Genomic DNA, 19,909 nt, shown 5'->3' on the forward strand with positions numbered 1-19,909 from the left:
CACACCCCCAGTGCTGTATGATCGGGCAAAAGCATCGGCGGTCAGCCAAGGCGGACCCATATGATCTGCGAACGCTCCTGCTTTAACGGTGAGCCGCGTAGACAGCAGGAACCGTAGGGCCGCGTTTACAGTGATGCTATCCTCGTCTTAGGAGGACGAAGGATGGATCTACGCCATGACACGACACACCTACTTCGCGCGGACGGGAGTGTTATCATCAAGGCCTTGCTGTCGTCCCTCGGGTTGACCAGGAGCGAGCTTGCCGAAACCATCGGCGCCTCGGAGCAGTCCTTGGGTGACGACACGCAGGCGGCAAGCCCACAGACCGAGCGCAGGCTCGCGGACCTGATTCAGATTCTGACGAAGCTGACGGACTGGTCTGGCTCCTTCGGCCATGCCTTCTTTCTCTTTACCTCACAGCCACTTGCGTCGTTCGCAGGGGAAACGGCAGCGGACCTGCTGCGCGCCGGGCGCGCAGAGGCGGTGAAGGCCTATCTCTCTCGCATCGAAGATGGTGGATATGCGTGAGGGGAAGGGTCGATCAGGCAGAGATCGAAGCGGCGTTGCAAAGAGAGATAGCGACCAGAGAGGTCCCGTCCGAGGATAGCGAGATCCGGACGGAACGTTTTGTGAAACTGACGGGCAGGCCGGGCTCGAAAGAGGAGGCGTTCTTCGCGGGACGCGGCTGGGCCGGCGAAGGCATCGGCCTCTATGCCTTCGGCCATCTTGTCCATGCCAAGCAGGCCTGCCCTGACGCACGCCCTTCCATCCTTCCCTGAAACGGAAAAGGACAGACCGACCCGCAGGCTCCTTAGAGATTGCCGCCGGGAAAGCCGGGCTCTACCAAATCCCAAAGGACTTCTGCATCGTCGCCGCCGTTGTGAATCGCCTCACTGGCCGAGCCACGACGACCTTGTTGCACATCTCGGTGAGGGGGATTCACTGAGCGCGCGCTGATGGTTAGCTCGAGGGCATGCCGAAGCCTTCCCCGACCCGTTACCGCACGACGAACTGGGCAGACTACAACGCGGCGCTGCGCAAGCGCGGCTCGCTGTCGGTCTGGTTTGACCCCGAGATGGTCTGGCACGCCGGCAAGACCGGGAAGCGTGGGCGGCCCGAGACTTTCTCGGACGCTGCGATCCAGACATGCCTCACTCTGAAAGTGCTCTTCGGGCTTCCGCTCCGGCAGACGGTCGGGCTGGTCGAGAGCTTGATCCAGATGGCGGGGCTGGATTGGCCAGTTCCGGACTATTCGACGCTGTGCCGCCGGCAGGCGCGGATCGCAGTGCAAGTTCCGTATCGCGCGTCAGGACAGCCGCTGAACCTGTTGATCGACAGCACCGGCATCAAGTTCCGCGGGGACGGCGAATGGCAGGCCCGCAAGCATGGCGCGTGACGCCGAAGGCAATGGCGGAAGGTTCATATTGCCATGGACGCGGGCACCGGGGATGTGCGCGCGGTCGAGTTCACCTCGAGCCGCCAGGGCGACAGCCCGCTGCTGCCGGACCTGCTGGCGCAGATCCCGCCGGAGGAGGCGATCGGCACGGTCACAGCTGACGGTGCCTATGATACACGACGATGCCATGGCGCGATCATCGATCGAGCTGCCGACGCGGTCATACCGATCCGTCGTAATGGGCGTGTCTGGAAAGAAGACTGTCCCGCTGCTGCCGCGCGAAACGAGATCCTGCGGGCAACTCGGCGCTTGGGCCGGACGTTCTGGAAGAAGTGGACCGGCTATCACGTCCGAAGCCGGGTCGAGGCCAAGATGAACTGCCTGAAGCTCTTCGGCGAGAGGATCGTGTCACGAGATCCCGACCGCCAAACCGCCGGAATCCAGACCCACATCGCCATCATGAACCGCTTCTCGGCCCTTGGACGGGCCGAGATCAGAGCCGTCTGCTGAAGAAAAGCGGAAAAGGGGACAGTCATGCTCGCGGCTGCTTTGCGCAACATCGCCCTTGGCAGGAATGGCTGCTCAGCGGACTTAGCAGCCGTCGGGCGCGTGGTCCTTTACGACATTGATCTCGACGCCGTGTTCCAGCAGAGCTTTCGCGGCGGTGATGACTTGATTGAAGCCGCCAGTGGAGTCGATTGCCTTCGCAGCAACTTCCTCAGTTGAACCATCAAAACCTGTTTCGGTAATCTCCACGAAGGTCATGTTGTTCTTTTGCGGTGTGAACTTCCATTCGACGCTTGTTGCTTTCTCCCCGGCCGCCCACTCGATCTTCAAAAGCGCATCTTTCTGAAATCCAATTACCTTCACATCGATTTTCGGCGCGTCGTCATCCATTCCGACGTGCCACTCCACCGATGCACCGGCCTCGAGACGGCCTGTGCTTTTCGGAAACCAGAACTTGGTCATTTGATCCGGATTGACGAATGCTTCAAACACCTCCTGAACAGGGCGGCGAATGAGCATTTCGGCTTTGGCTTTGATCTCGTTGTTCGGCATAAGGCGTCGCCTCCTGTTGATTAACAGGGTAGCACGGCGGTCGAAAGGTTGGGAGGTTTGGGCTCGGAGCGACCTTCGCCGCACGGGATCTGAAAGTAAGCTAAGGGCAGTCCCTGTCGGACGACTCAAATCGGCAGATTTCGATGGCTTCCGAGATCGCAAGCGCCTTGATGCTAACTCGGCCCCTTCCGCTTCGGGCGCCACGGCATCTTCATGTAAAGATCTCCCGCGCGGAGTTCATCCAACATCTGCCGAAGTCGTTTTGCCTTGGTGTCTTCGCGCTGTGCCCTGTCGATCCAGCCGAGATAGTCATTGCGTTGATACCACGGTCGTTGGTCGTAACGCTCCCTGAGGCCCGCAGCGCCCAGCGCCTGCTCGACATGATACGGCATCGGGTGAGGCGGTCGCTTCATCTTCTTTTCATCCGATGCTTATGGGCGATGGCCACCATATCAACCGGGTCGAGATGGGTTGCGCCGACATTCTGCTCCCCACCCTGATGGCGGAAAAAGCCGACTGCACCGCACCATCATCGCCCTGCATACCGGTCAGCTGAAAAGTTGCTCTCGCAGATCAAGACGTTCTCGCAACGCCGACGACGTAGTTCTCGCCATAAGCCTTCGCGCATTTCGGACAAGTGGTGTAGAAGAAATAGATGTCGTCATCTTCGTCGCCGGTCTTTCCCGCCAGTTCGCGCATCTCATGATACCAGTTCCCGGCATCACGGTATGGGCCCTCGAAGACCTTCGTCACGAAATCTCCGGATAAGGTGACGCTTTCTTCGTTCGGGACCGGGCCGGAGATCGCAAAGAGGTGTTCTGCCGACCACGGCGACAGATCCCGGCTCAGAACGATGAAATCGTTCGCGTCACGGGCTTGCGCAGCGTCGATGTGCTTCTGGACGCGCTCGAAGACCCGACCCATGTTCAGAGGCACATGCATCATCGCCGTCGTGGTCGCTCGCACGAAGTTCTTGTCCTCGAAGTGCAGCTTGGCACCGTCCCAGCCTTCCGGGTTGAACCGCGGGCAGCACCCTGTGGGGTTGTCGCTGTCATCGTAGCGCGGGAGAGCATTGGTCTCCATGGGACCCTCCTTTGGTTGCAGGTGGGGCATCTTACCCGACCGGAACCCCTCGCGCCTTGATCCTGCTCAGGTCGGTGGCGAGACCACTGGGGCTTTTTGAGCCGACCCAAGCTGCGGGTGAACGAAGCCCGCGCCAGACAGGCCACGGCGTCATGTCGGGGTCGATGGGCCGGCAACCCGCGCCCCAGCACGCCATGCGGCACCGATGCCTTGGCATCTCGGGGCAGACCGTGACGCGGCTGAAAGGGGTCGGTTCGGGCCGCAGATGCAAGTTGGCGCGCCGGTGATCGCTATCTGCTTCCCGCGGTTGCGCAGATAGCTTCATTCCGAGATCGGGCGGCGTCTCACAGCCCCGAGAACTCGATTGTCACCGCCGCGTGATCGCTGGCATGCGGCCTATGCCGTCCAACACCGACAAGCCTTGCCCTGTGCATCCGCGATGCTTCGGTTCCCAAGCCACGGCGCACCACGACCGGCTCAGCATGTGGCCACTTCGTTGCAAGCGCTGGCGATCCGAGAAGCATATCCGGGCAGTGGTATGTCCTCGAGTGCGGATCGTAGTAGGTCCAGCGGCTGTGAACCGGCGTCCGCTTCATCAGATCGATCGAGAAACCTACCTCCAGCGGCGCAATGGCGCGCTCGCGCGAGCCGCTCCCGACATCCGGCTCATTGAGATCGCCAATTATGAGCCAGAGGCCGTCCGCAGGGTTTTCGAACTGACGTTCGACAAGGCGACGGGTCGCCAGCGCTTCCAATCTGCGCGTGGTCCAGGCCACGCTTGCATCTGGGTAGGGAGACTTGAAATGGCAGACGAACAGCGTCAGCCGACCGATCGTGACCATCAGGCAATCTCGACGAAAGACCGGCAGGTGCGGATTGACCCCGTCCGGCGGGGCTATGCCGGCTTCCGCCAATGTGAGCGATGCATGACTCCGGACTGCACCGACCCGGCGACGGGAAAGTAAAGCAACATCGAGGCCACGACCGTCATTGCCGGGTTGGCAGATGCGTTCGCCATATGGACGCACTCCCGCTGGCAGCAAATACGCGTCGTGAAAGTGCTCGAGCGTTACAAGATCGAACACTTCTTGCAGGGCCACCACGTCCGCGTTGATCTCCTTGAGAAGTTCCGCGGTCAGTTTGCGATCGGCTTCGTCGAGAGCGGTATCCTCCGGATCGTCGGAGTCCCAAGCCCCATGAAGCTGCTTGCTGCCGTCAGTCTTCAGAAGCCGCAGATTCTGAACATTCAATGTCGCTATGCGCATGATCCCCAACACATCGCGTATGGGCGGGCTTTCAGAAAGACCCGGCAGATCGGAGCCCCACGCCGAGGCGCGCCGAATGAACGGCCCAAGCTGTCAGCTGTCCGGACCACCGCATTGCATGCCCGCGCGATGCCGGCGGTGCGCACAACGGAGTGGTCTGGCGATGATGGCACTCCAGCCGGTTCGCGTCGATTGATTTGGCGCAAGGCGGAGCATTCCGGATGCCGTAGGATCTTGCCTGCCGGCGAACGGAGGCAAGACATGGCAAGGTTTCTTCTGGCTTTGGTTTCAGGCGTCGTTGCGGTGCCAGGCTGGGCACAGTCCGATGCTGTGTCCTTCGGCATTGGCGAAGACTTTTTCCTGGCCGGGCGATCGGTAAGTCATGTCGATGCCGGGACCGATGACCTGTTCATGGCGGGCGAAAGAGTGGCGGGAAAGGCCGACGTTGCCGGCTCGGCGCATCTGGCAGGCCGCGAGGTCACCATGGAGGGGACGGTGGGTGGCGATGCCTATGCGGCGGGGGAAGAGGTTTCTCTTCAGGGCGATGTGTTTGGAGATGTGACCATCGCCGGGCGCGCGGTGTCTGTCGCGAACGTTGGCGGTGATCTGCGAGCTGCCGCCTCCGAACTACGGCTGAGTGGCGACATCGGGGGCTATGCGATGGTGGCGGCCGAAGCCGTTGCATTCGATGCGGCGGTGGCAGGAGATGTGCGCCTCGCGGCGCAGAGGGTGGACTGGGGGCAAGCCGCGACGATCGCCGGACGGCTGCTTGTCTATGAAGCCGAGTCCGGCGCTCTCGAGATTCCCGAGCGCGTGCTGCCCGTCGACCGGATCGAACGGCGTGAGATCGAGGAATGGGATGGGCCGCGACAGCCAAGTTGGCGATGGGCCCTTGCCGGGTTCTTCCTGGGGGTGGTCGTGGTGGCAGCGCTGGCCGCGCTGGTTGCAGCCTTGGTGCCGGAGCGACTGGCTGAAATGCGGCGGCAGATACTGGCGCGGCCGTTCCGCAGTTTGTGGTTCGGCTTTCTGGCACAGTCGACGGTGATAGGAGCGGGCGTGGTATTCGCGATGACCATCGTCGGATTGCTGCTGACCCCGGCTATGGTGGTTCTGGCGCTCGTCGCCGGGTTGGCCGGGTATATCGTGGCAGCCTATGCGTTCGGAGTCGGCCTGCTGCTGGCGTTCGGCAGGCATGAGCCGGACACCATCGGTGATCGGGCGCTGGCTGCGGGCGTCGGGGCGACGGCCGCGGGACTTGTTGGGCTGATCCCGTTTCTGGGCTGGCTTTTTGTCCTTGCGCTGGTTCTCTCAGGGATCGGGGCGATCACTGCGCGGGTGCTCCGACCCGAGTTCTTCGTGGATAGGCATTGAGATGAATGGCGCGAATGATTCGAGTAGCAAGCCATACGTAGCCGCCTCGTTTGCGGGCAAGACCGCCGATTATCCAATCTGCGCTGCGGTCGTCATGAATGCCCGTATTCGGCGAGGCAGTCAGCCGTTCTTCAGGTTCTGCAACGGGCCGACCGCGGCACAGCACCTTATGCTGCAACTGCGAAAAACCGCAGGTTTAGCGCGGTCAGTAAGGGCTCGTTCCCGACCTTCGTCGGGCAGTTCCCCACCGACTACTTCGGCAGGTCCAATTGAGACCGCCCCTTCATTCTTCAGTGGAGCGGCGGGCTGTCCCTCGTGTCGGCAAGAAGGGGAGTTCGGCTCGTAAAGGCACCCATTTCTGGAATGCCACCTTTGAGGAGGGCGAACAGCTCTTTGCCTCGGCCGTCTCGACGGAACGCGTCAGCTGTCTGCCCGCCTAAGGGCGCGAGTCTCTTGCAGCGCACCCAGACTCAGACCTCAGCGTTGGAGGAGACCCAAGGCCGAACGATGCTGGCCAAATGGTAAAGCTGCGCCAAACGCTGCTGATCCCAAGAGAGATGGGCCAACTGCTCGGGCTGGATGGCCAAGGCCTGGGCCATCAGGTCGGCATCAATGAATCCGTCGTCGCGAACACAGTCGTCGAGTAGTCGTGCCGTGGACATACTGAAACCCTCATTCGTTGCTCATGGACTGATCGATCAATTCGTTACCAGGCAAACTCGTGAGTATCGCAACGCTCTGTGAGCACCGCCTGCTAACAACAAGGACAGGGCAGTGGCTGTGCGTTGTCTTCGTCATGACGTTCCAATCTGCGCCTCGCTGCCCAAGGGTCAAGCAAAGCTGGACACTTACATCCTGAGGGTAATCAGCGGGCCAAGAAGCTCGCGTTGAGCAGACAGCGGGTGACCTGTCGCACGGCCCCGTCGGCCATATGCCGGCAGGGTCTGTGCGACCGAACCGGCGACCCAACATGTCGCCACGCGTCTGAGGATTGCGAAAAGACCGGGGGAACCCCAGTCACAATAGAGCGTTCCTGACGCACTGTTCCGACAACGGTGAAGAAGGGGCAGCGCGTGCCGGTCAGGGATATTTTCCTCGCCCGGCGCGCGTGGCTTTCGACATTTAACTGGCCCCGCTTCCACTGGACTGAATGCTGCTCGCAGTTGCCTTTGTATGCCTTCAGTTGCATGTCGGCTTATAGGCATTCACGAACGAAATACTCGCATCTGGCCAAGCTCGTCTTGCTGTCGCAAGAAAGTTAGCCGTGGCCACGGCGGTTCTTGCGCACCACCTCAGTGCCGACCCTTGCATATATCAACTCGCGTAAATTGACTCCGTCCGCTCCGAGGTCCTTTCACGGACGTAGATGGACCCACTTCGTTAAAGCAACCAACTCGAACCGGACTTTCGCTGCACCGGTCAGGAGTGTCAGCTCTGGGCCGGGGGCGCCAATCGGTTATTAGGCCGCGAACCGACTTTGCAGAGTCCGCTTCCTGCGCATTCCAGACATTGGAGCAAAGTGCTGTAAGGCGTTTGCGCGGTATTTGTAGAAATTACTCGAACTCCATCTGCTCGAAGACGCGGCCCGCGTTCTTTGTTGCCAGTTCCTCGAAGGTGTCGAGATGCGCGAAGGGGCTCTGGTCGACGTAATAGGCATCCGCCAGACCGCCGCCTGCGTCGAGATGCGCGCCGATCTTCTCGCGCAGCCAGACGAGGTAGTTGCGGGTGTAGCGCCGCACCTGATCCATGTTGGTCGGGTGGCCATGGCCGGGGATGACATAGGTCGCGCCCAAGGGCTCGAAGGCGGTTTCCCATGTTTCGATCCAGGCGCGGGTGTCGGTGTCGGCGAAGACCGGCAGCATGCGCTCGTGAAACGCCATGTCACCCGAGATCACCAGTTTCTGCTCGGGCAGCCAGACCACGATGTCGCCGGGGCTGTGGGCCGGGCCGAGGTAGAGCACCTCGATCGGGAAATCTCCGAAGGGCACGGTGTAGCTTTCTTCGAACGTCTCGGTCGGGCCTTGAAGACGGGTCGTCTCGAACCGGTCGCGCAGCAGCCGCTCGCCTGCCAGGAACGAAGCGTCGCCGTCCTCCTCGAAGGCGCGCGCTGCCTCCGTATGGGCCAGAACCGGCACGCCCTCGTCGACCCAGTAGCCGTTGCCGAGCATCGCGTGGCCCTGTCCGTTCTCGTCGATCACCAGCTTCACCGGCTGGTCGGTCACCGTGCGGATCTCGTCGTGCAGCGCCTGCGCCAGACCGCGGCTGGCGCCCGCGTTGACCACCACCACCCCGTCGCCGGTGACGATGAAGCTCAGATTGTTGTTGTGCCCGGCATTCTCGTAGGTCGGCGGAGCGGTGGCGCCGGTGGCGGTCCAGACGCCGGGGAGGAACTCCACCGGCTTGGCGTAGAGCAGCGAGCCCGGATACTGATCCGCGATGTCCTCGTCGGCCAGTGCCTCGGTGGCGGCGAACAGCGTCAGGGCGGCCAGCACGCCGGGAATATGTCTCATCGAAATCCTCTCCTCCTGCCGCACGACGGGCGGGGCGTCTCGCCGGAGAGCATGGTGGCGCGGGCGGCGGTGGTCCAGCCCGCACCGCCCGCAAGGCTTCAGATGATGCGGACTTGCGTGCCGACCGGGGTGATGGCGAAGAGCTGGGCAACCATCTCGTTGTAGAGACCGATGCAGCCATCGGAGGAGGGCCGCCCGATCTTGCGGGTGTCATGCGTGCCGTGGATCAGGTAGGCGGGCCAGCTCAGATACATCGCGTGGGTGCCGAGCGGGTTGTCGGGGCCGGGCGGCATGTAGCGCAGCTCGGGATTGCGCTCGACCTGGCTCGGCGTCGGGGTCCAGTCGGGGCCGACCTTCTTGCGCACGATCTCGGTGTAGCCGCGCTTGGTCAGCTCCTCGGAGATCGGAATCGAGGTCGGGAAGACGCGGTAGTCCGAGGCATCGGCGTTCCAGTAGTGCAGCGCGCGCGACTGGGTGTCGGCGACGATGGTGGCGACACCGAGCGTGTCGAAGTGATCCTGCCAATACTGGGTGCGGAAGCTCGACACGTTGCGCTGCACGGGGGCCTGCGCGGGAGGCCGTGCGGACTGTGCGCGCAACAGCGAGGGGGTGGCCAGCGCGGTCGTGGCGGCAGCCGCGCCAAAAAGCGCCTGCCGGCGGGTGGGGGTGGTGCTCATCTTGCCTGTGGTCCTGCTCTTGGTTGGGAGGCCGGGACAGGTCGACCACGGTCGCCTTATCCCAGCCTTAAGGGGGCTCAGCCGCGCGCCATCGCGATCGCGTTCTCGAGCCCGGCCTTGTCCATCGCGCCGGGGTAGATCACCGTGCCGATGATGAAGGCGGGCGTGCCGCGCAGCTGGAAGGCTGCTGCCTGCGCGCCGTTGCGGGTGAGAAGCCCGTCCCACTTGTCGCGGTTCTCGCCATAGGCGGCGTCGAGCGCCGCGACGTCGAGCCCGGCCTCGGCGAGCGTCTCCTCGATCAGCGTGTCGTCCAGCCGCCCCTCGGTCGCCATCAGTGCGTCGTTCGCGGTCAGGTAGGAGTCGAGCGAGGCCGCGCCGAGCGCCAGCTGAGCCGCGCGCACCGATGGCGCGCCGAAGATCGGCCAATCCTTCATCACCAGCCGGACATTGCCGTCTGCTTCGACCACCTCGTTCAGGACCGGGTGGTTCGCCTTGCAGTAGGGGCATTGGTAGTCGAAGAACTCGACGATGGTGACGTCGCCCTCGGGGTTGCCGAGCACCGGGTTGGCGGGGTCGAACATCACCTCGTCGATGGTCGGGCGCAGCGGCTGCTCCTGCGCGCGCGCCGAGCGCGTCGCGGTCCAGAGCGTGATGCCGCCCAAGGCGAGCAGGCCGCCGGTGAGCGCGGTGCGGCGGGTGAGGTTGGTCATGAGGTCTCTCCTTGGTTGGTCGTCTGCTGGGGAGTGGGCAGGGGCGTGCCCGGCGGCACCGTGCCCTTGCCGCTGTCGGCTTCGCTCAGCACCACGACCTTGGCGCCCGCGCGGGCGCGCTCGTGCAGGTCGATGATGTCTTGGTTGAACAGGCGGATGCAGCCGGCCGAGGTGGCCTTGCCGATCGACCATGGGTCGTTGGTGCCGTGAATGCGGTAGAGCGTGTCGCGCCCGTCCTTGAACAGGTAGAGCGCCCGCGCGCCGAGCGGGTTGTCGATGCCGCCCTCCATGCCGCCGGCATGGGGCCCGTAGAGGTCGGGATCGCGGCGCAGCATGTTGGGGGTCGGCGTCCAGCGCGGCCATTCGCGGGTGAAGGGGATGTTGCCTTCGCCCGAGAAGCCGCGCCCCTGATCGCCCACCGCGACGCCGTAGCGCATCGCCCGGTCGCCCTCCATCACGAGGTAGAGAAACCGCGCATGCGGATCGACTACGATGGTGCCGGGCGCCTCGTCGGTCCAGTAGCCGACCTCCTGGCGGCGATTGCGTTCGTCGAGATACTGTTCGGGCACGGCGGGAATGACCTCGCCCTCGTCCTCCACCGTCGCATACATCGCCCGGACCTCGGCGGGGAGCACGGGTTCGGCCTCGGGAGGAGCGGCGGGTTCGGGCGCTGGGGCGGCAGCGCAGGCCGCCAGAAGCGGCAGCAGCGCGAGCGACGCCAGCCGCCGGGGGCGGATGGTTCCGGTCATGGGGTGGTCCTTTCGAGGTCGTCGAGGCCCGCGCGGAGCTGCGCGCGGGAGATTTCGCCGGTATGGGCGGCCCGCTGCCTTCCCTCGGCGTCGAAGAACAGGGTGGTCGGCAGGCCCAGCAGGCCGAACGCCTCCATCAGCGCGCCCTCCGGGTCGCGCAGCACGCCGGTCGTGCCCAGCGACTGCCCCGCGAGGTAGGTCTCGATCACCTGCGTCGCCTCGCGTTGGTTGGCGAAGAGGATCTGCGCCCCCTTCGTTTCGGCGGCGACCTCCATCATCATCGGCAGTTCGCGGCGGCAGGGCGGGCACCAGCTGGCCCAGAGGTTGATGACAAGCGGCTGCCCCGCCGTCTCGGCGAGCGGGAACGGGCGGCCTGACAGTTCCGCGAGATGGATCGCGGGCAGGCGTCCGCGCGTCTCGTCGGGCAGCGCGGCCCGGGCCACCGCGACCCCCGTGCCCGCGAGGGTGACGGCCAGCAGCAACGGCGTCAGCGTCCTGGGGTGGCGCAGCAGCGCCGCCACAAGCGCGAGGCCCAGCCCGAACAGGCCCACCTGCGGTGCGAAGCCGCCTTGCCAGAGCTTCAACGCGTCGAGCGGCGCAGCGCGAAAACTGTCCAACTGTATCGCCACGAAGCCCGCGCGCGCCGCGGCCACCCAGCCGAGGACGGCGATGAGCGACCAGCGCCGCAGCGCCTCGGCCTGCGCGGGGCGGCGCCACGCGGCGATCTCGGCGACGCCGATGAAGACGAGCACCGCGATCACGGCGAGGAATCGCTCGCCGGAGAACACCAGTGGGCCGATCGCCACCGCGTTCATCGGATCGTCCGCGCCGAGGCCACGACCTCCTCCACGCCCGGCTCGCCGATCAAGCGGCTGCCCGGCGCCTCGCGGCCCTCGGCGTCGAGGAACACCATGGTGGGCGGGCCGACCGAGCCGAGGTGATCGAGCAGCGCCTGCCCCTCGGCGTCAAACTCCGACAGGTCGGCGGTGATGAGCGTGGTGCCTGCCAGCGCCTCGCGGACCATCGGGTCGGGCCAGAGGCGGCGCTCAATCACCTTGCAGGTGACGCACCAGTCGGCGGTGACGTAGATCATCGACGGCCCGTCGCTCCCTGCGAGCGCGGCGTCGAGCTGCGGCACCGAGGTGACGGGGGTGAAGGCGATATCGTTATCGGCGACACCGGGCGCGGCCTCGGCCGGGCGCAGACCGGCCAGCGGGCGCATCGGGTCCTCCGCGCCGCTCGCCGCCCCGAGGCCCATGAGCACGGCGGCGAGGATCGCGGCGAGCCCGACGGTTTTGCGGATGCGCGGCGCCGTGCCGGAGCCGGGCTCCAGCCGGTCCAGCCCGCCGACGAAGACGCCTGAACCAAGCAGCAGCGCCGCCCAGAGCGCCAGCGTGGCGGGGCCGGGCAGCAGCCGGCCGCCGAGCCAGATCGCCATGCCGAGGAAGACGACGCCGAAGGCGGCCTTAACGCCCTCCATCCATGCCCCCGCACGCGGCAGCATCCGCGCGCCGAAGGTCCCCGCGATCAGGAGCGGCACGCCCTGTCCCAGACCGAGCGCGAAGAGCGCGGCCGCACCGAGCCACGCGTCGCCGGTCCGCGCGATGTAAAGGAGCGCCCCGGCCAGCGGCGCGGTCACGCAGGGCCCCATGATCAGCGCCGAGGTGAAGCCGAGCGCCGCGGCCCCGCCCAGCGTGCCGCCCCGGCCCGCACCGATGCCCGACAGCCGACCAGTCCAGGCCTGCGGCAGCCGCATCTCGTAGAGGCCGAACATCGACAGCGCCAGCGCCACGAAGACCACGGCGACCACGCCCACGGCCCAGGGCGATTGCAGCGCCACCTGCAAGTTCTGGCCCGACCACGCGGCGATGAGGCCCAGCAGGCCGAAGGCCGCCGCCATCGCCAGCACGTAGGTGCCCGAGAGCAGCGCGCCGCGTCTGGCGCCGACCGTGCCGTCCTGTCCGGCCAGCAGCCCCGCGAGAATCGGAAACATCGGGAAGACGCAGGGCGTGAAGGCGAGCAGCAGCCCGAAGCCGAAGAAGCCCGCCAGCACGAGAAGCGGCCCACCACGGGCGCTCAGCCCGTCGAGCAGGCCGCCCTCATTGGCAAGGATGATGCCACTTTCCGATGCCACGGATGTCGCCGGGTCTTTGACGGAGGCGGGTCCGGGCGCGGGCGGCGTGGCCGCAGCCTCGATCGCGGGCAGGGTGTCGGTGACCGGCGGGTAGCAGATCCCGTCCTCCTGACAGCCCTGGTAGGTCACGCGCACCGGGCCTTCCGCCGCGCCGAGCTGCGCCTCGGTGCCATGGAAATACACCTCGACGGTGCCGAAGGTCGGGTCGTCCTTGGTGACGCCGGGCTCGGTCTCGAGGGTCAGCGATCTCCCGTCCTCGGTCTCGGCGGCGAGGTATTCGCGGTAGAGGTAATAGCCCTCAGCAACGTCCCAGCGCAGCAGACGGCTGCCATCAGGCTGCGGCAAGACCTCGAGTGCGAAGGCCTCGCGCGGGTCCATCGGCGGCGACTGCCGGCCGAAGGCGTCGCCGCTCTGCGCAAGGGCGGCGGCGACGACCAGGGCGAGGGACAGCGCCGCGAGGAGCGGGGCGATGATGGCGCGCCGCAGGGCGGCGGGGTATGAAAGGGTCCGTGTCATGGCGCCCGGATCGGCGCGCTACCTTAAGCGGCCCTTAAGCCCGCAGGCGCAACAGCGACGGCAAGGACGACAACCGGAGGCGGGATGCGGGTTCTGATCGTGGAGGATGACGAGACGCTGGCCGACGGGCTGAGCGTCGGGCTGCGGTTGCAGGGTTTCACCCCGGAGCTGGTGACCTGCTGCGCCGATGCGCGCGAGGCGCTGGCGCAGGGCGGCTTCTCGGCGGTGGTGCTCGACCTGATGCTGCCCGACGGCTCGGGGCTCGACCTGCTGGCCGGGCTGCGAGCGGGCGGCGACCGTTTGCCGGTGCTGCTGCTCACGGCGCTCGACCAGGTGCGCGACCGGATCGGCGGGCTCGACGCCGGGGCGGACGACTACCTCGGCAAGCCTTTCGATCTGGGCGAGGTCAGCGCCCGGCTGCGCGCAATCATTCGCCGCGCCGAGGGGCGGGCCAGCGCGCTGCTCGAATGGAACGGGCTGCGGCTCGACCCGTCGCGGATGAGCGGCGAGATGGATGGGCGCGAGCTGCGCTTCTCGCGGCGCGAATTTTCGGTGCTGCGCGCGTTGATCGAGACCCCCGGCGTGATCGTCGAGAAGGACCGGCTGGAGGAGCGCCTTTACGGATGGCAGGAGGGGGTCGAGAGCAACGCCGTCGAGGTGCATGTTCACAAGCTGCGGGCCAAACTGGGCGCGGGCTTCATCGAGACGGTGCGCGGCGTCGGCTACCGCCTCGCGGAGCCGCGGCCATGAGTTCGATCCGCACGCGGCTGTTCGTGATCCTGTTGGCGGCGACCGGGGTGGTCTGGCTCTCGGCGGTCTGGTGGATCCAGCACTCGACCCGCTCAGAGGTTGAACAGGTGCTCGACGCGCGCCTCGCCGAGGCGGCGCAGATGGTCTCGTCGCTGATCTCGGACCGGCGGATCGACGTGGCCTCGGCCGGGCCGGTGGAGCTGGACCTGCCCGTGCCCGCGGCGGGCTCGGACTATTCGCGCCAGCTCTCCTGCCAGATCTGGTCGCTCGACGGGACGCTGCTGGGCGCCTCAGCCAGCGCGCCATCGGGGCGGCTCGCGGCGGAGCAAACGGGCTTTTCCGACAGCCTCGTCGATGGCGAGGCGTGGCGCGTCTACACCATGATCAACGAAGATCTGGGCCTGAGGGTGATGGTCGGCGACCGGCTCACCGTGCGCGAGCGACTGGTCACGGACGTGGTGCGCGGGCTGCTGCTGCCGGCGCTGGCGATCCTGCCGGTGCTGGCGGCGCTGATCTGGATCAGCGTCGGGCGCGGTCTTGCGCCGCTCGACCGGATGGCACGGGCGCTGAGCGCGCGAACGGCCGATGATCTCGGGCCGGTGTCGGCAGGCCCGCTGCCGCGCGAGATCCGGCCCATGGGCGCGGCGCTCGACGGGCTGTTCGCTCGCGTGGCCGGGGCGCGCGAGCGGGAGAAGAGCTTCACCGCCTTCGCCGCGCATGAGCTGAAGACCCCGCTTGCGGGCATCAAGACGCAGGCGCAGATCGCGGCGATGGCCCCGGACGAGGCGACACGCCGGCAGGCGCTGGCGCGGATCGAGGCCGGGGTAGCCCGCACCGACCGGATGGTTCGGCAGCTTCTCGAACTCGCTGCCGTTGACGGAGCTCCGGAGGGAGGTGGCGAGATCGTCGACATGACGCGCTTGGCGACCGACTTGGTGCAGGACATGCGGAGGCTGGCCATCGAGCGGGATGTGCAGTTCAGGCTGGAGATGGCACCAGAGCTGTTCTGCCGAATACCCGACCCGGTGCTGCCCGCCGTGGCGTTGCGCAATATCGTTGAAAACGCCGTGCTGGCGAGCCCGCCGGGCTGCGAGGTCGTGGTCGAAGGCGTGGCACGGGACGCGCGGATCACGCTGTCCGTGCTCGACCGTGGACCCGGCATTCCCGAGGCCGAGCGGGCCCGCGTGACCGAGCGGTTCTTTCGCGGTGCGGGCGCGCCCGCGGGGGGCAGCGGGCTGGGGCTGGCGATCGCGCAGGTGGCGGTCGAGCGGCTCGGCGGGCGGCTTGGCTTCGCGCCACGGGCGGGCGGAGGCGAGGCTGTGCAGATTGTGCTGCCCTGTGCCGGACCCCTTCACGAAAGCGGCAGGGCGTCGGAAGGACGCGACACTGCCACACGCTCGTAAGGCTGCCTTAAGCTCGATGCATTCGACACGGCATGGACGCACTGCGCTTGGAACCCCGGATCGACCGGTGCCAGCGCGGGGCCATCATTACCATATCCTGCGTATGACATCCGTCGGCGTCGGGACAAAACGGACGAGGTGACGCATGCTGAGACGAGGTTTTCTCAAGAGAACGGCCGCTGCTTTCGCGGGTGCCACGCTACCCGCCGGGAGGGTGTTGGCGCATGAGGGCGCGGCGCAGGCCGCGGTGATCCCGCCCCGCGAGGTGGCCATCGCCGAAGGCATCCCGGCCGGGCAGATACACGTCATGCCCGACGAGTTCGCGCTCTACTGGACGCTGCCGGGCGCGCGAGCGCTGCGCTACGCGGTCGGGGTGGGCCGAGACGATCTCTACGAGGCGGGGACCTTCCTGATCCAAGCCAAGAAGGAATGGCCCAGCTGGACACCGACCCCCGGCATGCTCGAACGCGAGCCGGAGGTCTACGGCAAATGGGCCGACGGCATGCCGGGCGGGATCGATAACCCCCTGGGCGCCCGGGCGCTCTACTTGTTCAAGGACGGCTACGACACCTTCCTGCGCATCCACGGCACCAACGCGCCATCCACCATCGGGACCGCCGTGTCGAACGGCTGCGCCCGCCTGGTGAACGAGCAGATCATCGAGCTCTATGAAAAGGTGCCACTGGAGACGAAGGTGTTCCTGTATCCCAAGGTGGGCATGGCCTAAGGTTCGATCGCCGCAGAGGCAGGGCATGGGGCGGCTCGACCGGGGCACCGGTTCAGGCGCTCTGGCGGACCGGCTGCGGGGTTTCCGGCCCGCCTTCCGCCAGCTTGCACGCCGCCTCGTGCTGGCTGAGGAACACCTCGCCGGTCAGTTCGTCGAGGAAATGGCTGCGCTTGAGGCGATCCATCACCGGCCCCTTCACCTCGCTCAGATGCAGGCGGATGCCCGCGTCGTGCAGACGAGTGTTGATCGCCTCGAGCGATTCCAGCGCCGAAAGGTCGATCTCGTTGACTGCCGGGAACATCAGCACGACGTCGGTGAGTTCAGGCTTGTCGGCGGCATAGGCCGACAGCTGGTCCTCAAGATAGCGGGCGTTCGGGAAGTAGAGGCTTTCATCGACGCGCAGTGACAGCACGTGTGGCTGGGTCTCGACCTCGTGGCGCAGCACGTTGCGGAAATGCTCGGTGCCCGGCACCCGGCCGACCACCGCCATGTGCGGGCGCGAGGTCTTGTAGAGATGCACGAGGATCGAGGTGACCACACCCGCGGTGACGCCCACCTCGACACCGAACACCAGCGTCAGCAGGATCGTCGCCGAGACGGCGGCGAAATCGGCGCGGCTGAAGGCCCAGGCACGCTTCAGAACCGAAAAGTCGACGAGGCTGAGGACGGCGACGATGATCGTGGCGGCCAGCGTCGCCTTGGGCAGGTAGTGGATCAGCGGCGTCAGGAACAGCGCGGCCAGCGCCAGGCCAAGGGCGGTGAAAGCCCCGGCGGCGGGGGTCTCGGCCCCGGCATCGTAGTTCACCACCGATCGCGAGAAGCCCCCCGTCACCGGGAAGCCGCCCGTGAAGGCCGCGCCGAGGTTGGCGGTGCCGAGCCCGATCAACTCCTGGTCGGGGTCGATGCGCTGGCGCTTCTTGGCGGCCAGCGTCTGCGCAACCGAGATCGACTCGACGAAGCCGATGATCGAGATCAGCAGGGCGGGGACGAACAGCTGCGACAGCAGCGCGGGCGAGAAGGAGGGCAGGGTGAGCGGCGGCAGGCTTTGCGGCACCTCGCCGACGATAGCGACGCCACGTTTGCCCAGATCGAACAGCCAGACCGCCAGCGTCGTGGCGACGATGGCCAGGACGGGGCCGGTCTTGGCGCCGATGTCGGCCATGCGCGGGCCGAGGCCGATACGGCGCAACAGCGGCTTCAGCCCCTTGCGGACCCAGAACAGGAACGCGGTGGCAGAGACGCCGAGCACGACGGTGATCAGGTTGGTCTCGCCCAAATGCGACCAAAGCCCGTCGAGGATCTCGATCAGCGTATGGCCTTCGCCTTCAATGCCGAGGATATGGCGCAGCTGGCTCGCCGCGATCAGGATGCCAGACGCCGTGATGAAGCCCGCGATCACCGGGTGCGACAGGAAGTTGGCGAGAAAGCCGAGGCGGAACAGCCCCAGCGCCAGCAGCATCGCGCCCGACAGGAAGGCGAGCGTCAGCGCCGCGGCAACGTAGCCCGCCGTGCCGCTTTCGGCGATGTTGCCCACCGCCGCCGCCGTCATCAGCGACACCACCGCGACCGGGCCCACCGCCAATGCGCGCGAGGTGCCGAAGATCGCGTAGAGCAGGATCGGCGCGATCGAGGCATAGATCCCGGCCTCGGGCGGCATGCCGGCAAGCAGCGCGTAGGCCAGCGACTGCGGGATCAGCATGATCGTCACGATCACGGCGGCGACCATGTCGCCGGTGAAGGTGGAGCGGTCGTAACGCCGTCCCCAGTCGAGGATCGGCAAATAGCGCGACAGCGGGGGCATGGTCATCCGTATCCGTCCGGTCTTTGGGGAAGGAAAGCGGGCGGCCCGTGGGCCGCCCGTAAGCTCAGTCGAAGCGGTTCACCGGCAGCTTCAGGTAGTGGTTGCCGTCATTCTCCGCCGGGGGCAGCCGACCGCCGCGCAGGTTGATCTGCAGCGCGGCGAGGATGCGGTTCGGCAGCGCCAGCGTCTTGTCGCGGGTCTGACGGCGCTCGATGAAGGCTTCGCGCTCGGTGCCATCCTTGACGTGGATGTTGTGCGCGCGGTGCTCGTCGACCGTGGCCTCCCACATCGGCTCCTTGCGCTCCTTGGTGCCGTAGTCATGGCCGACATTGAGGCGGGTGTTGCCCGGCAGGGCGAGGATGTCCTGGATCGAGTCCCACAGCTCGGCTGTCTTGCCGCCCGGGAAATCCGAGCGCGAAGTGCCGGCGTCGGGATGCATCAGCGTGTCATGCACGAAGGCCGCGTCGCCGCAGACATAGGTGATCGAGCCCAGCGTATGACCGGGCGAGAGCATCACACGCGCGTCCAGCTCACCGATCTTGAAGGTCTCGCCCTCCTCGAACAGGTGGTCGAAATCGCGGTTCGCGTCGAAGGCGTCGGGCAGGTTGTAGATATCGGCCCAGATCTTGGCGATCTCGGGGACCAGCGCGCCGATGGCGTTGGGGGCACCGGTGCGCGCCTTGAGGTGCGCCGAGGCCATGACGTGGTCGGCATGGGGGTGAGTGTCGAGCACCCACTGCACCTTCAGGTCGTTGTCGCGCACGATGTCGAGAACCTGATCCATGCTCTCGGTGGAGAAACGGTAGTTCTTGGGATCGAAATTCCAGACCACGTCGATCAGCGCCGCCTGACGGGTCTTGGGATCGGCGCAGATATACTGGATCGACCCGGTGTCGGGCTCGTAGATACCCCAGACATCGGGGCTGCCTTCGCCGGTCGAGGGCGAATGGCGGACGACGCGGCTCTTGAGGGGGTCGGTCATTGGGTGGCTCCTTTGCTGAGGGGCATGGAGAGGTCAGGGGTATGCCGGGCCAGCCACATGCCGGCCAGCATGAAGGGCACGAAGATCAGCGTCCCGGTCGCCGCGATCGGCAGCGCGGTCAGCGCCGGGCCGGGGCAGAAGCCGCCGAGCCCCCAACCGGTGCCGAACAGCACCGCGCCGGTCAGCAGCTTGGGGTCGAGGTCGGTGCGGCTCGGGATACGGAACTCGGTGTCGAAGAACGGACGCGAGCGGCTCCGGGTGAGCCAGGCAAAGCCCGGTGCAGTCACCGCGATGGCGCCGCCCATGACGAAGGCGAGGCTCGGATCCCAAGTGCCGAACACGTCGAGGAAGTTCAGCACCTTGGCCGGGTCGGACATGCCGGAGATGATCAGGCCGAAGCCGAAGATCAGGCCGGAGAGAAGCGCGAAGATCTGTTTCATCTCAGCCTCCGATCAGGTGACGGGTGACGAAGACCGTGACGAAGGCCGCGGCCATGAAGGTGACGGTGGCAGTGATCGAGCGCATCGAGCCGCGGCTGATGCCGCAGACGCCATGGCCCGAGGTGCAGCCATTGCCATAGGTGGCGCCGAAGCCCACCAGCAGGCCCGCGACCGCCATCAGCGCCGGGCTCGACGGCACCCATTGCTGCGGCCATTCGCCGGACACCAGCAGCCAGATCGGCGCGGCCAGCAGCAGGCCCAGCACGAACAGCGCCGAGACGCCGCGCGCCTCGGCATCGGTCGAGCGGGCGAAAATCCGCGAGGTGAGGCCGCTGA

The 19,909-nt window shown here is 66.2% G+C and carries 21 protein-coding genes and 1 pseudogene; 7 read left to right on the forward strand and 15 right to left on the reverse strand.

Translation table 11 applies throughout. From position 1 onward, the window contains the following. Positions 1 to 162 precede the first annotated feature (162 nt). The 3 genes and pseudogenes from LOS8367_RS17360 to LOS8367_RS17370 all read left to right on the forward strand — a co-directional run bounded on the left by LOS8367_RS17360 (position 163) and on the right by LOS8367_RS17370 (position 1,906). Positions 163 to 528: a helix-turn-helix domain-containing protein gene (locus LOS8367_RS17360; protein WP_085897809.1), complete on the forward strand. Its 366-nt coding sequence runs from the start codon at positions 163 to 165 to the stop codon at positions 526 to 528. Then, a complete protein-coding gene (locus LOS8367_RS17365; protein WP_085897810.1) occupies positions 525 to 779 on the forward strand; it encodes a hypothetical protein in 255 nt (84 codons plus the stop codon). The genes LOS8367_RS17360 and LOS8367_RS17365 overlap by 4 nt, the downstream gene beginning before the upstream one ends. A gap of 194 nt (positions 780 to 973) precedes the next feature. Next, positions 974 to 1,906 (forward strand): annotated as a pseudogene (locus LOS8367_RS17370) (IS5 family transposase). A gap of 81 nt (positions 1,907 to 1,987) precedes the next feature. Here LOS8367_RS17370 and LOS8367_RS17375 read toward each other — a convergent pair. The 4 genes from LOS8367_RS17375 to LOS8367_RS19135 all read right to left on the reverse strand — a co-directional run bounded on the left by LOS8367_RS17375 (position 1,988) and on the right by LOS8367_RS19135 (position 4,803). Further along, entirely contained in the window at positions 1,988 to 2,455 is a 468-nt protein-coding gene (locus tag LOS8367_RS17375; protein ID WP_085897811.1) for an SRPBCC family protein, read from the reverse strand. Between the two features lie 173 nt (positions 2,456 to 2,628). Next, on the reverse strand, positions 2,629 to 2,847 hold the full coding sequence (locus tag LOS8367_RS17380) for a YdeI/OmpD-associated family protein (RefSeq protein ID WP_085897812.1): 219 nt from the start codon (positions 2,845 to 2,847) through the stop codon (positions 2,629 to 2,631). A gap of 181 nt (positions 2,848 to 3,028) precedes the next feature. Beyond that, positions 3,029 to 3,538 carry a hydrolase gene (locus LOS8367_RS17385; RefSeq protein WP_085897813.1) on the reverse strand — a complete coding sequence of 170 codons (510 nt, stop codon included), beginning with the start codon at positions 3,536 to 3,538 and terminating at the stop codon, positions 3,029 to 3,031. A 344-nt stretch (positions 3,539 to 3,882) separates the two neighbouring features. Continuing rightward, positions 3,883 to 4,803 (reverse strand): endonuclease/exonuclease/phosphatase family protein, encoded by a 921-nt coding sequence (locus tag LOS8367_RS19135; protein ID WP_085897814.1) that lies wholly within the window; start codon positions 4,801 to 4,803, stop codon positions 3,883 to 3,885. A 261-nt stretch (positions 4,804 to 5,064) separates the two neighbouring features. Between LOS8367_RS19135 and LOS8367_RS17395 the strand changes: the two genes are divergently transcribed. Next, positions 5,065 to 6,174 carry a DUF8173 domain-containing protein gene (locus tag LOS8367_RS17395; protein ID WP_085897815.1) on the forward strand — a complete coding sequence of 370 codons (1,110 nt, stop codon included), beginning with the start codon at positions 5,065 to 5,067 and terminating at the stop codon, positions 6,172 to 6,174. Positions 6,175 to 6,644: 470 nt separating this feature from the next. On the opposite strand, the gene LOS8367_RS17400 is transcribed toward LOS8367_RS17395, so the two are convergent. The 7 genes from LOS8367_RS17400 to dsbD all read right to left on the reverse strand — a co-directional run bounded on the left by LOS8367_RS17400 (position 6,645) and on the right by dsbD (position 13,470). Beyond that, positions 6,645 to 6,836 carry a hypothetical protein gene (locus tag LOS8367_RS17400; RefSeq protein ID WP_085897816.1) on the reverse strand — a complete coding sequence of 64 codons (192 nt, stop codon included), beginning with the start codon at positions 6,834 to 6,836 and terminating at the stop codon, positions 6,645 to 6,647. Between the two features lie 891 nt (positions 6,837 to 7,727). After that, the gene (locus LOS8367_RS17405) at positions 7,728 to 8,684 is read right to left on the reverse strand and encodes an MBL fold metallo-hydrolase (protein ID WP_085897817.1); all 957 of its coding nucleotides are present in this window, start codon (positions 8,682 to 8,684) and stop codon (positions 7,728 to 7,730) included. 98 nt (positions 8,685 to 8,782) lie between these two features. Further along, the gene (locus tag LOS8367_RS17410) at positions 8,783 to 9,361 is read right to left on the reverse strand and encodes a L,D-transpeptidase (RefSeq protein ID WP_085897818.1); all 579 of its coding nucleotides are present in this window, start codon (positions 9,359 to 9,361) and stop codon (positions 8,783 to 8,785) included. Positions 9,362 to 9,438: 77 nt separating this feature from the next. Further along, entirely contained in the window at positions 9,439 to 10,071 is a 633-nt protein-coding gene (locus LOS8367_RS17415) for a DsbA family protein (RefSeq protein ID WP_085897819.1), read from the reverse strand. Continuing rightward, positions 10,068 to 10,820, reverse strand: a complete 753-nt coding sequence (locus tag LOS8367_RS17420) for a L,D-transpeptidase (protein WP_085897820.1) — start codon at positions 10,818 to 10,820, stop codon at positions 10,068 to 10,070. Before LOS8367_RS17420 ends, LOS8367_RS17415 begins: the two co-directional genes overlap by 4 nt. Then, positions 10,817 to 11,635 (reverse strand): TlpA disulfide reductase family protein, encoded by an 819-nt coding sequence (locus LOS8367_RS17425; RefSeq protein WP_085897821.1) that lies wholly within the window; start codon positions 11,633 to 11,635, stop codon positions 10,817 to 10,819. Before LOS8367_RS17425 ends, LOS8367_RS17420 begins: the two co-directional genes overlap by 4 nt. Further along, positions 11,632 to 13,470, reverse strand: a complete 1,839-nt coding sequence (gene dsbD, locus LOS8367_RS17430) for a protein-disulfide reductase DsbD (RefSeq protein ID WP_085897822.1) — start codon at positions 13,468 to 13,470, stop codon at positions 11,632 to 11,634. The genes LOS8367_RS17425 and dsbD overlap by 4 nt, the downstream gene beginning before the upstream one ends. An 84-nt stretch (positions 13,471 to 13,554) precedes the next feature. Here dsbD and LOS8367_RS17435 point away from each other — a divergent pair, with 84 nt between their 5' ends. From LOS8367_RS17435 to LOS8367_RS17445, 3 genes are all read left to right on the forward strand, one after another. Further along, positions 13,555 to 14,220 carry a winged helix-turn-helix domain-containing protein gene (locus LOS8367_RS17435; protein ID WP_085897823.1) on the forward strand — a complete coding sequence of 222 codons (666 nt, stop codon included), beginning with the start codon at positions 13,555 to 13,557 and terminating at the stop codon, positions 14,218 to 14,220. Then, a complete protein-coding gene (locus LOS8367_RS17440) occupies positions 14,217 to 15,623 on the forward strand; it encodes an ATP-binding protein (protein ID WP_085897824.1) in 1,407 nt (468 codons plus the stop codon). The genes LOS8367_RS17435 and LOS8367_RS17440 overlap by 4 nt, the downstream gene beginning before the upstream one ends. A 145-nt stretch (positions 15,624 to 15,768) precedes the next feature. After that, positions 15,769 to 16,350, forward strand: coding sequence for a L,D-transpeptidase (locus LOS8367_RS17445; RefSeq protein WP_242665639.1), 582 nt, complete (start codon positions 15,769 to 15,771; stop codon positions 16,348 to 16,350). Positions 16,351 to 16,402: 52 nt separating this feature from the next. On the opposite strand, the gene LOS8367_RS17450 is transcribed toward LOS8367_RS17445, so the two are convergent. From LOS8367_RS17450 to LOS8367_RS17465, 4 genes are all read right to left on the reverse strand, one after another. Beyond that, a complete protein-coding gene (locus LOS8367_RS17450) occupies positions 16,403 to 18,151 on the reverse strand; it encodes a SulP family inorganic anion transporter (RefSeq protein WP_085897831.1) in 1,749 nt (582 codons plus the stop codon). Positions 18,152 to 18,215: 64 nt separating this feature from the next. Continuing rightward, positions 18,216 to 19,133, reverse strand: coding sequence for an MBL fold metallo-hydrolase (locus LOS8367_RS17455; protein WP_085897826.1), 918 nt, complete (start codon positions 19,131 to 19,133; stop codon positions 18,216 to 18,218). Next, complete coding sequence (locus LOS8367_RS17460) at positions 19,130 to 19,573, reverse strand: YeeE/YedE family protein (RefSeq protein WP_085897827.1); 444 nt, start codon at positions 19,571 to 19,573, stop codon at positions 19,130 to 19,132. Before LOS8367_RS17460 ends, LOS8367_RS17455 begins: the two co-directional genes overlap by 4 nt. A gap of 1 nt (position 19,574) precedes the next feature. Next, a partial coding sequence (locus tag LOS8367_RS17465) for a YeeE/YedE family protein (RefSeq protein ID WP_085897828.1) occupies positions 19,575 to 19,909 on the reverse strand: 335 nt, incomplete at its 5' end.

Source organism: Limimaricola soesokkakensis (assembly GCF_900172345.1).
GTDB classification, from domain to species: domain Bacteria; phylum Pseudomonadota; class Alphaproteobacteria; order Rhodobacterales; family Rhodobacteraceae; genus Limimaricola; species Limimaricola soesokkakensis.

What these genes read in the sequence shown, in the direction of transcription:
- LOS8367_RS17450 (WP_085897831.1), bottom strand. Translation starts at nt 18,151, where the DNA reads ATGCCCCCGCTGTCGCGCTATTTGCCGATCCTCGACTGGGGACGGCGT.
- LOS8367_RS17460 (WP_085897827.1), bottom strand. Translation starts at nt 19,573, where the DNA reads ATGAAACAGATCTTCGCGCTTCTCTCCGGCCTGATCTTCGGCTTCGGC.
- LOS8367_RS17400 (WP_085897816.1), bottom strand. Translation starts at nt 6,836, where the DNA reads ATGTCCACGGCACGACTACTCGACGACTGTGTTCGCGACGACGGATTC.
- LOS8367_RS17395 (WP_085897815.1), top strand. Translation starts at nt 5,065, where the DNA reads ATGGCAAGGTTTCTTCTGGCTTTGGTTTCAGGCGTCGTTGCGGTGCCA.
- LOS8367_RS17360 (WP_085897809.1), top strand. Translation starts at nt 163, where the DNA reads ATGGATCTACGCCATGACACGACACACCTACTTCGCGCGGACGGGAGT.
- LOS8367_RS17375 (WP_085897811.1), bottom strand. Translation starts at nt 2,455, where the DNA reads ATGCCGAACAACGAGATCAAAGCCAAAGCCGAAATGCTCATTCGCCGC.
- LOS8367_RS17435 (WP_085897823.1), top strand. Translation starts at nt 13,555, where the DNA reads ATGCGGGTTCTGATCGTGGAGGATGACGAGACGCTGGCCGACGGGCTG.
- LOS8367_RS17445 (WP_242665639.1), top strand. Translation starts at nt 15,769, where the DNA reads ATGCTGAGACGAGGTTTTCTCAAGAGAACGGCCGCTGCTTTCGCGGGT.
- LOS8367_RS19135 (WP_085897814.1), bottom strand. Translation starts at nt 4,803, where the DNA reads ATGCGCATAGCGACATTGAATGTTCAGAATCTGCGGCTTCTGAAGACT.
- LOS8367_RS17425 (WP_085897821.1), bottom strand. Translation starts at nt 11,635, where the DNA reads ATGAACGCGGTGGCGATCGGCCCACTGGTGTTCTCCGGCGAGCGATTC.
- LOS8367_RS17455 (WP_085897826.1), bottom strand. Translation starts at nt 19,133, where the DNA reads ATGACCGACCCCCTCAAGAGCCGCGTCGTCCGCCATTCGCCCTCGACC.
- LOS8367_RS17420 (WP_085897820.1), bottom strand. Translation starts at nt 10,820, where the DNA reads ATGACCGGAACCATCCGCCCCCGGCGGCTGGCGTCGCTCGCGCTGCTG.
- LOS8367_RS17385 (WP_085897813.1), bottom strand. Translation starts at nt 3,538, where the DNA reads ATGGAGACCAATGCTCTCCCGCGCTACGATGACAGCGACAACCCCACA.
- LOS8367_RS17415 (WP_085897819.1), bottom strand. Translation starts at nt 10,071, where the DNA reads ATGACCAACCTCACCCGCCGCACCGCGCTCACCGGCGGCCTGCTCGCC.
- LOS8367_RS17440 (WP_085897824.1), top strand. Translation starts at nt 14,217, where the DNA reads ATGAGTTCGATCCGCACGCGGCTGTTCGTGATCCTGTTGGCGGCGACC.
- LOS8367_RS17405 (WP_085897817.1), bottom strand. Translation starts at nt 8,684, where the DNA reads ATGAGACATATTCCCGGCGTGCTGGCCGCCCTGACGCTGTTCGCCGCC.
- LOS8367_RS17380 (WP_085897812.1), bottom strand. Translation starts at nt 2,847, where the DNA reads ATGCCGTATCATGTCGAGCAGGCGCTGGGCGCTGCGGGCCTCAGGGAG.
- LOS8367_RS17410 (WP_085897818.1), bottom strand. Translation starts at nt 9,361, where the DNA reads ATGAGCACCACCCCCACCCGCCGGCAGGCGCTTTTTGGCGCGGCTGCC.
- dsbD (WP_085897822.1), bottom strand. Translation starts at nt 13,470, where the DNA reads ATGACACGGACCCTTTCATACCCCGCCGCCCTGCGGCGCGCCATCATC.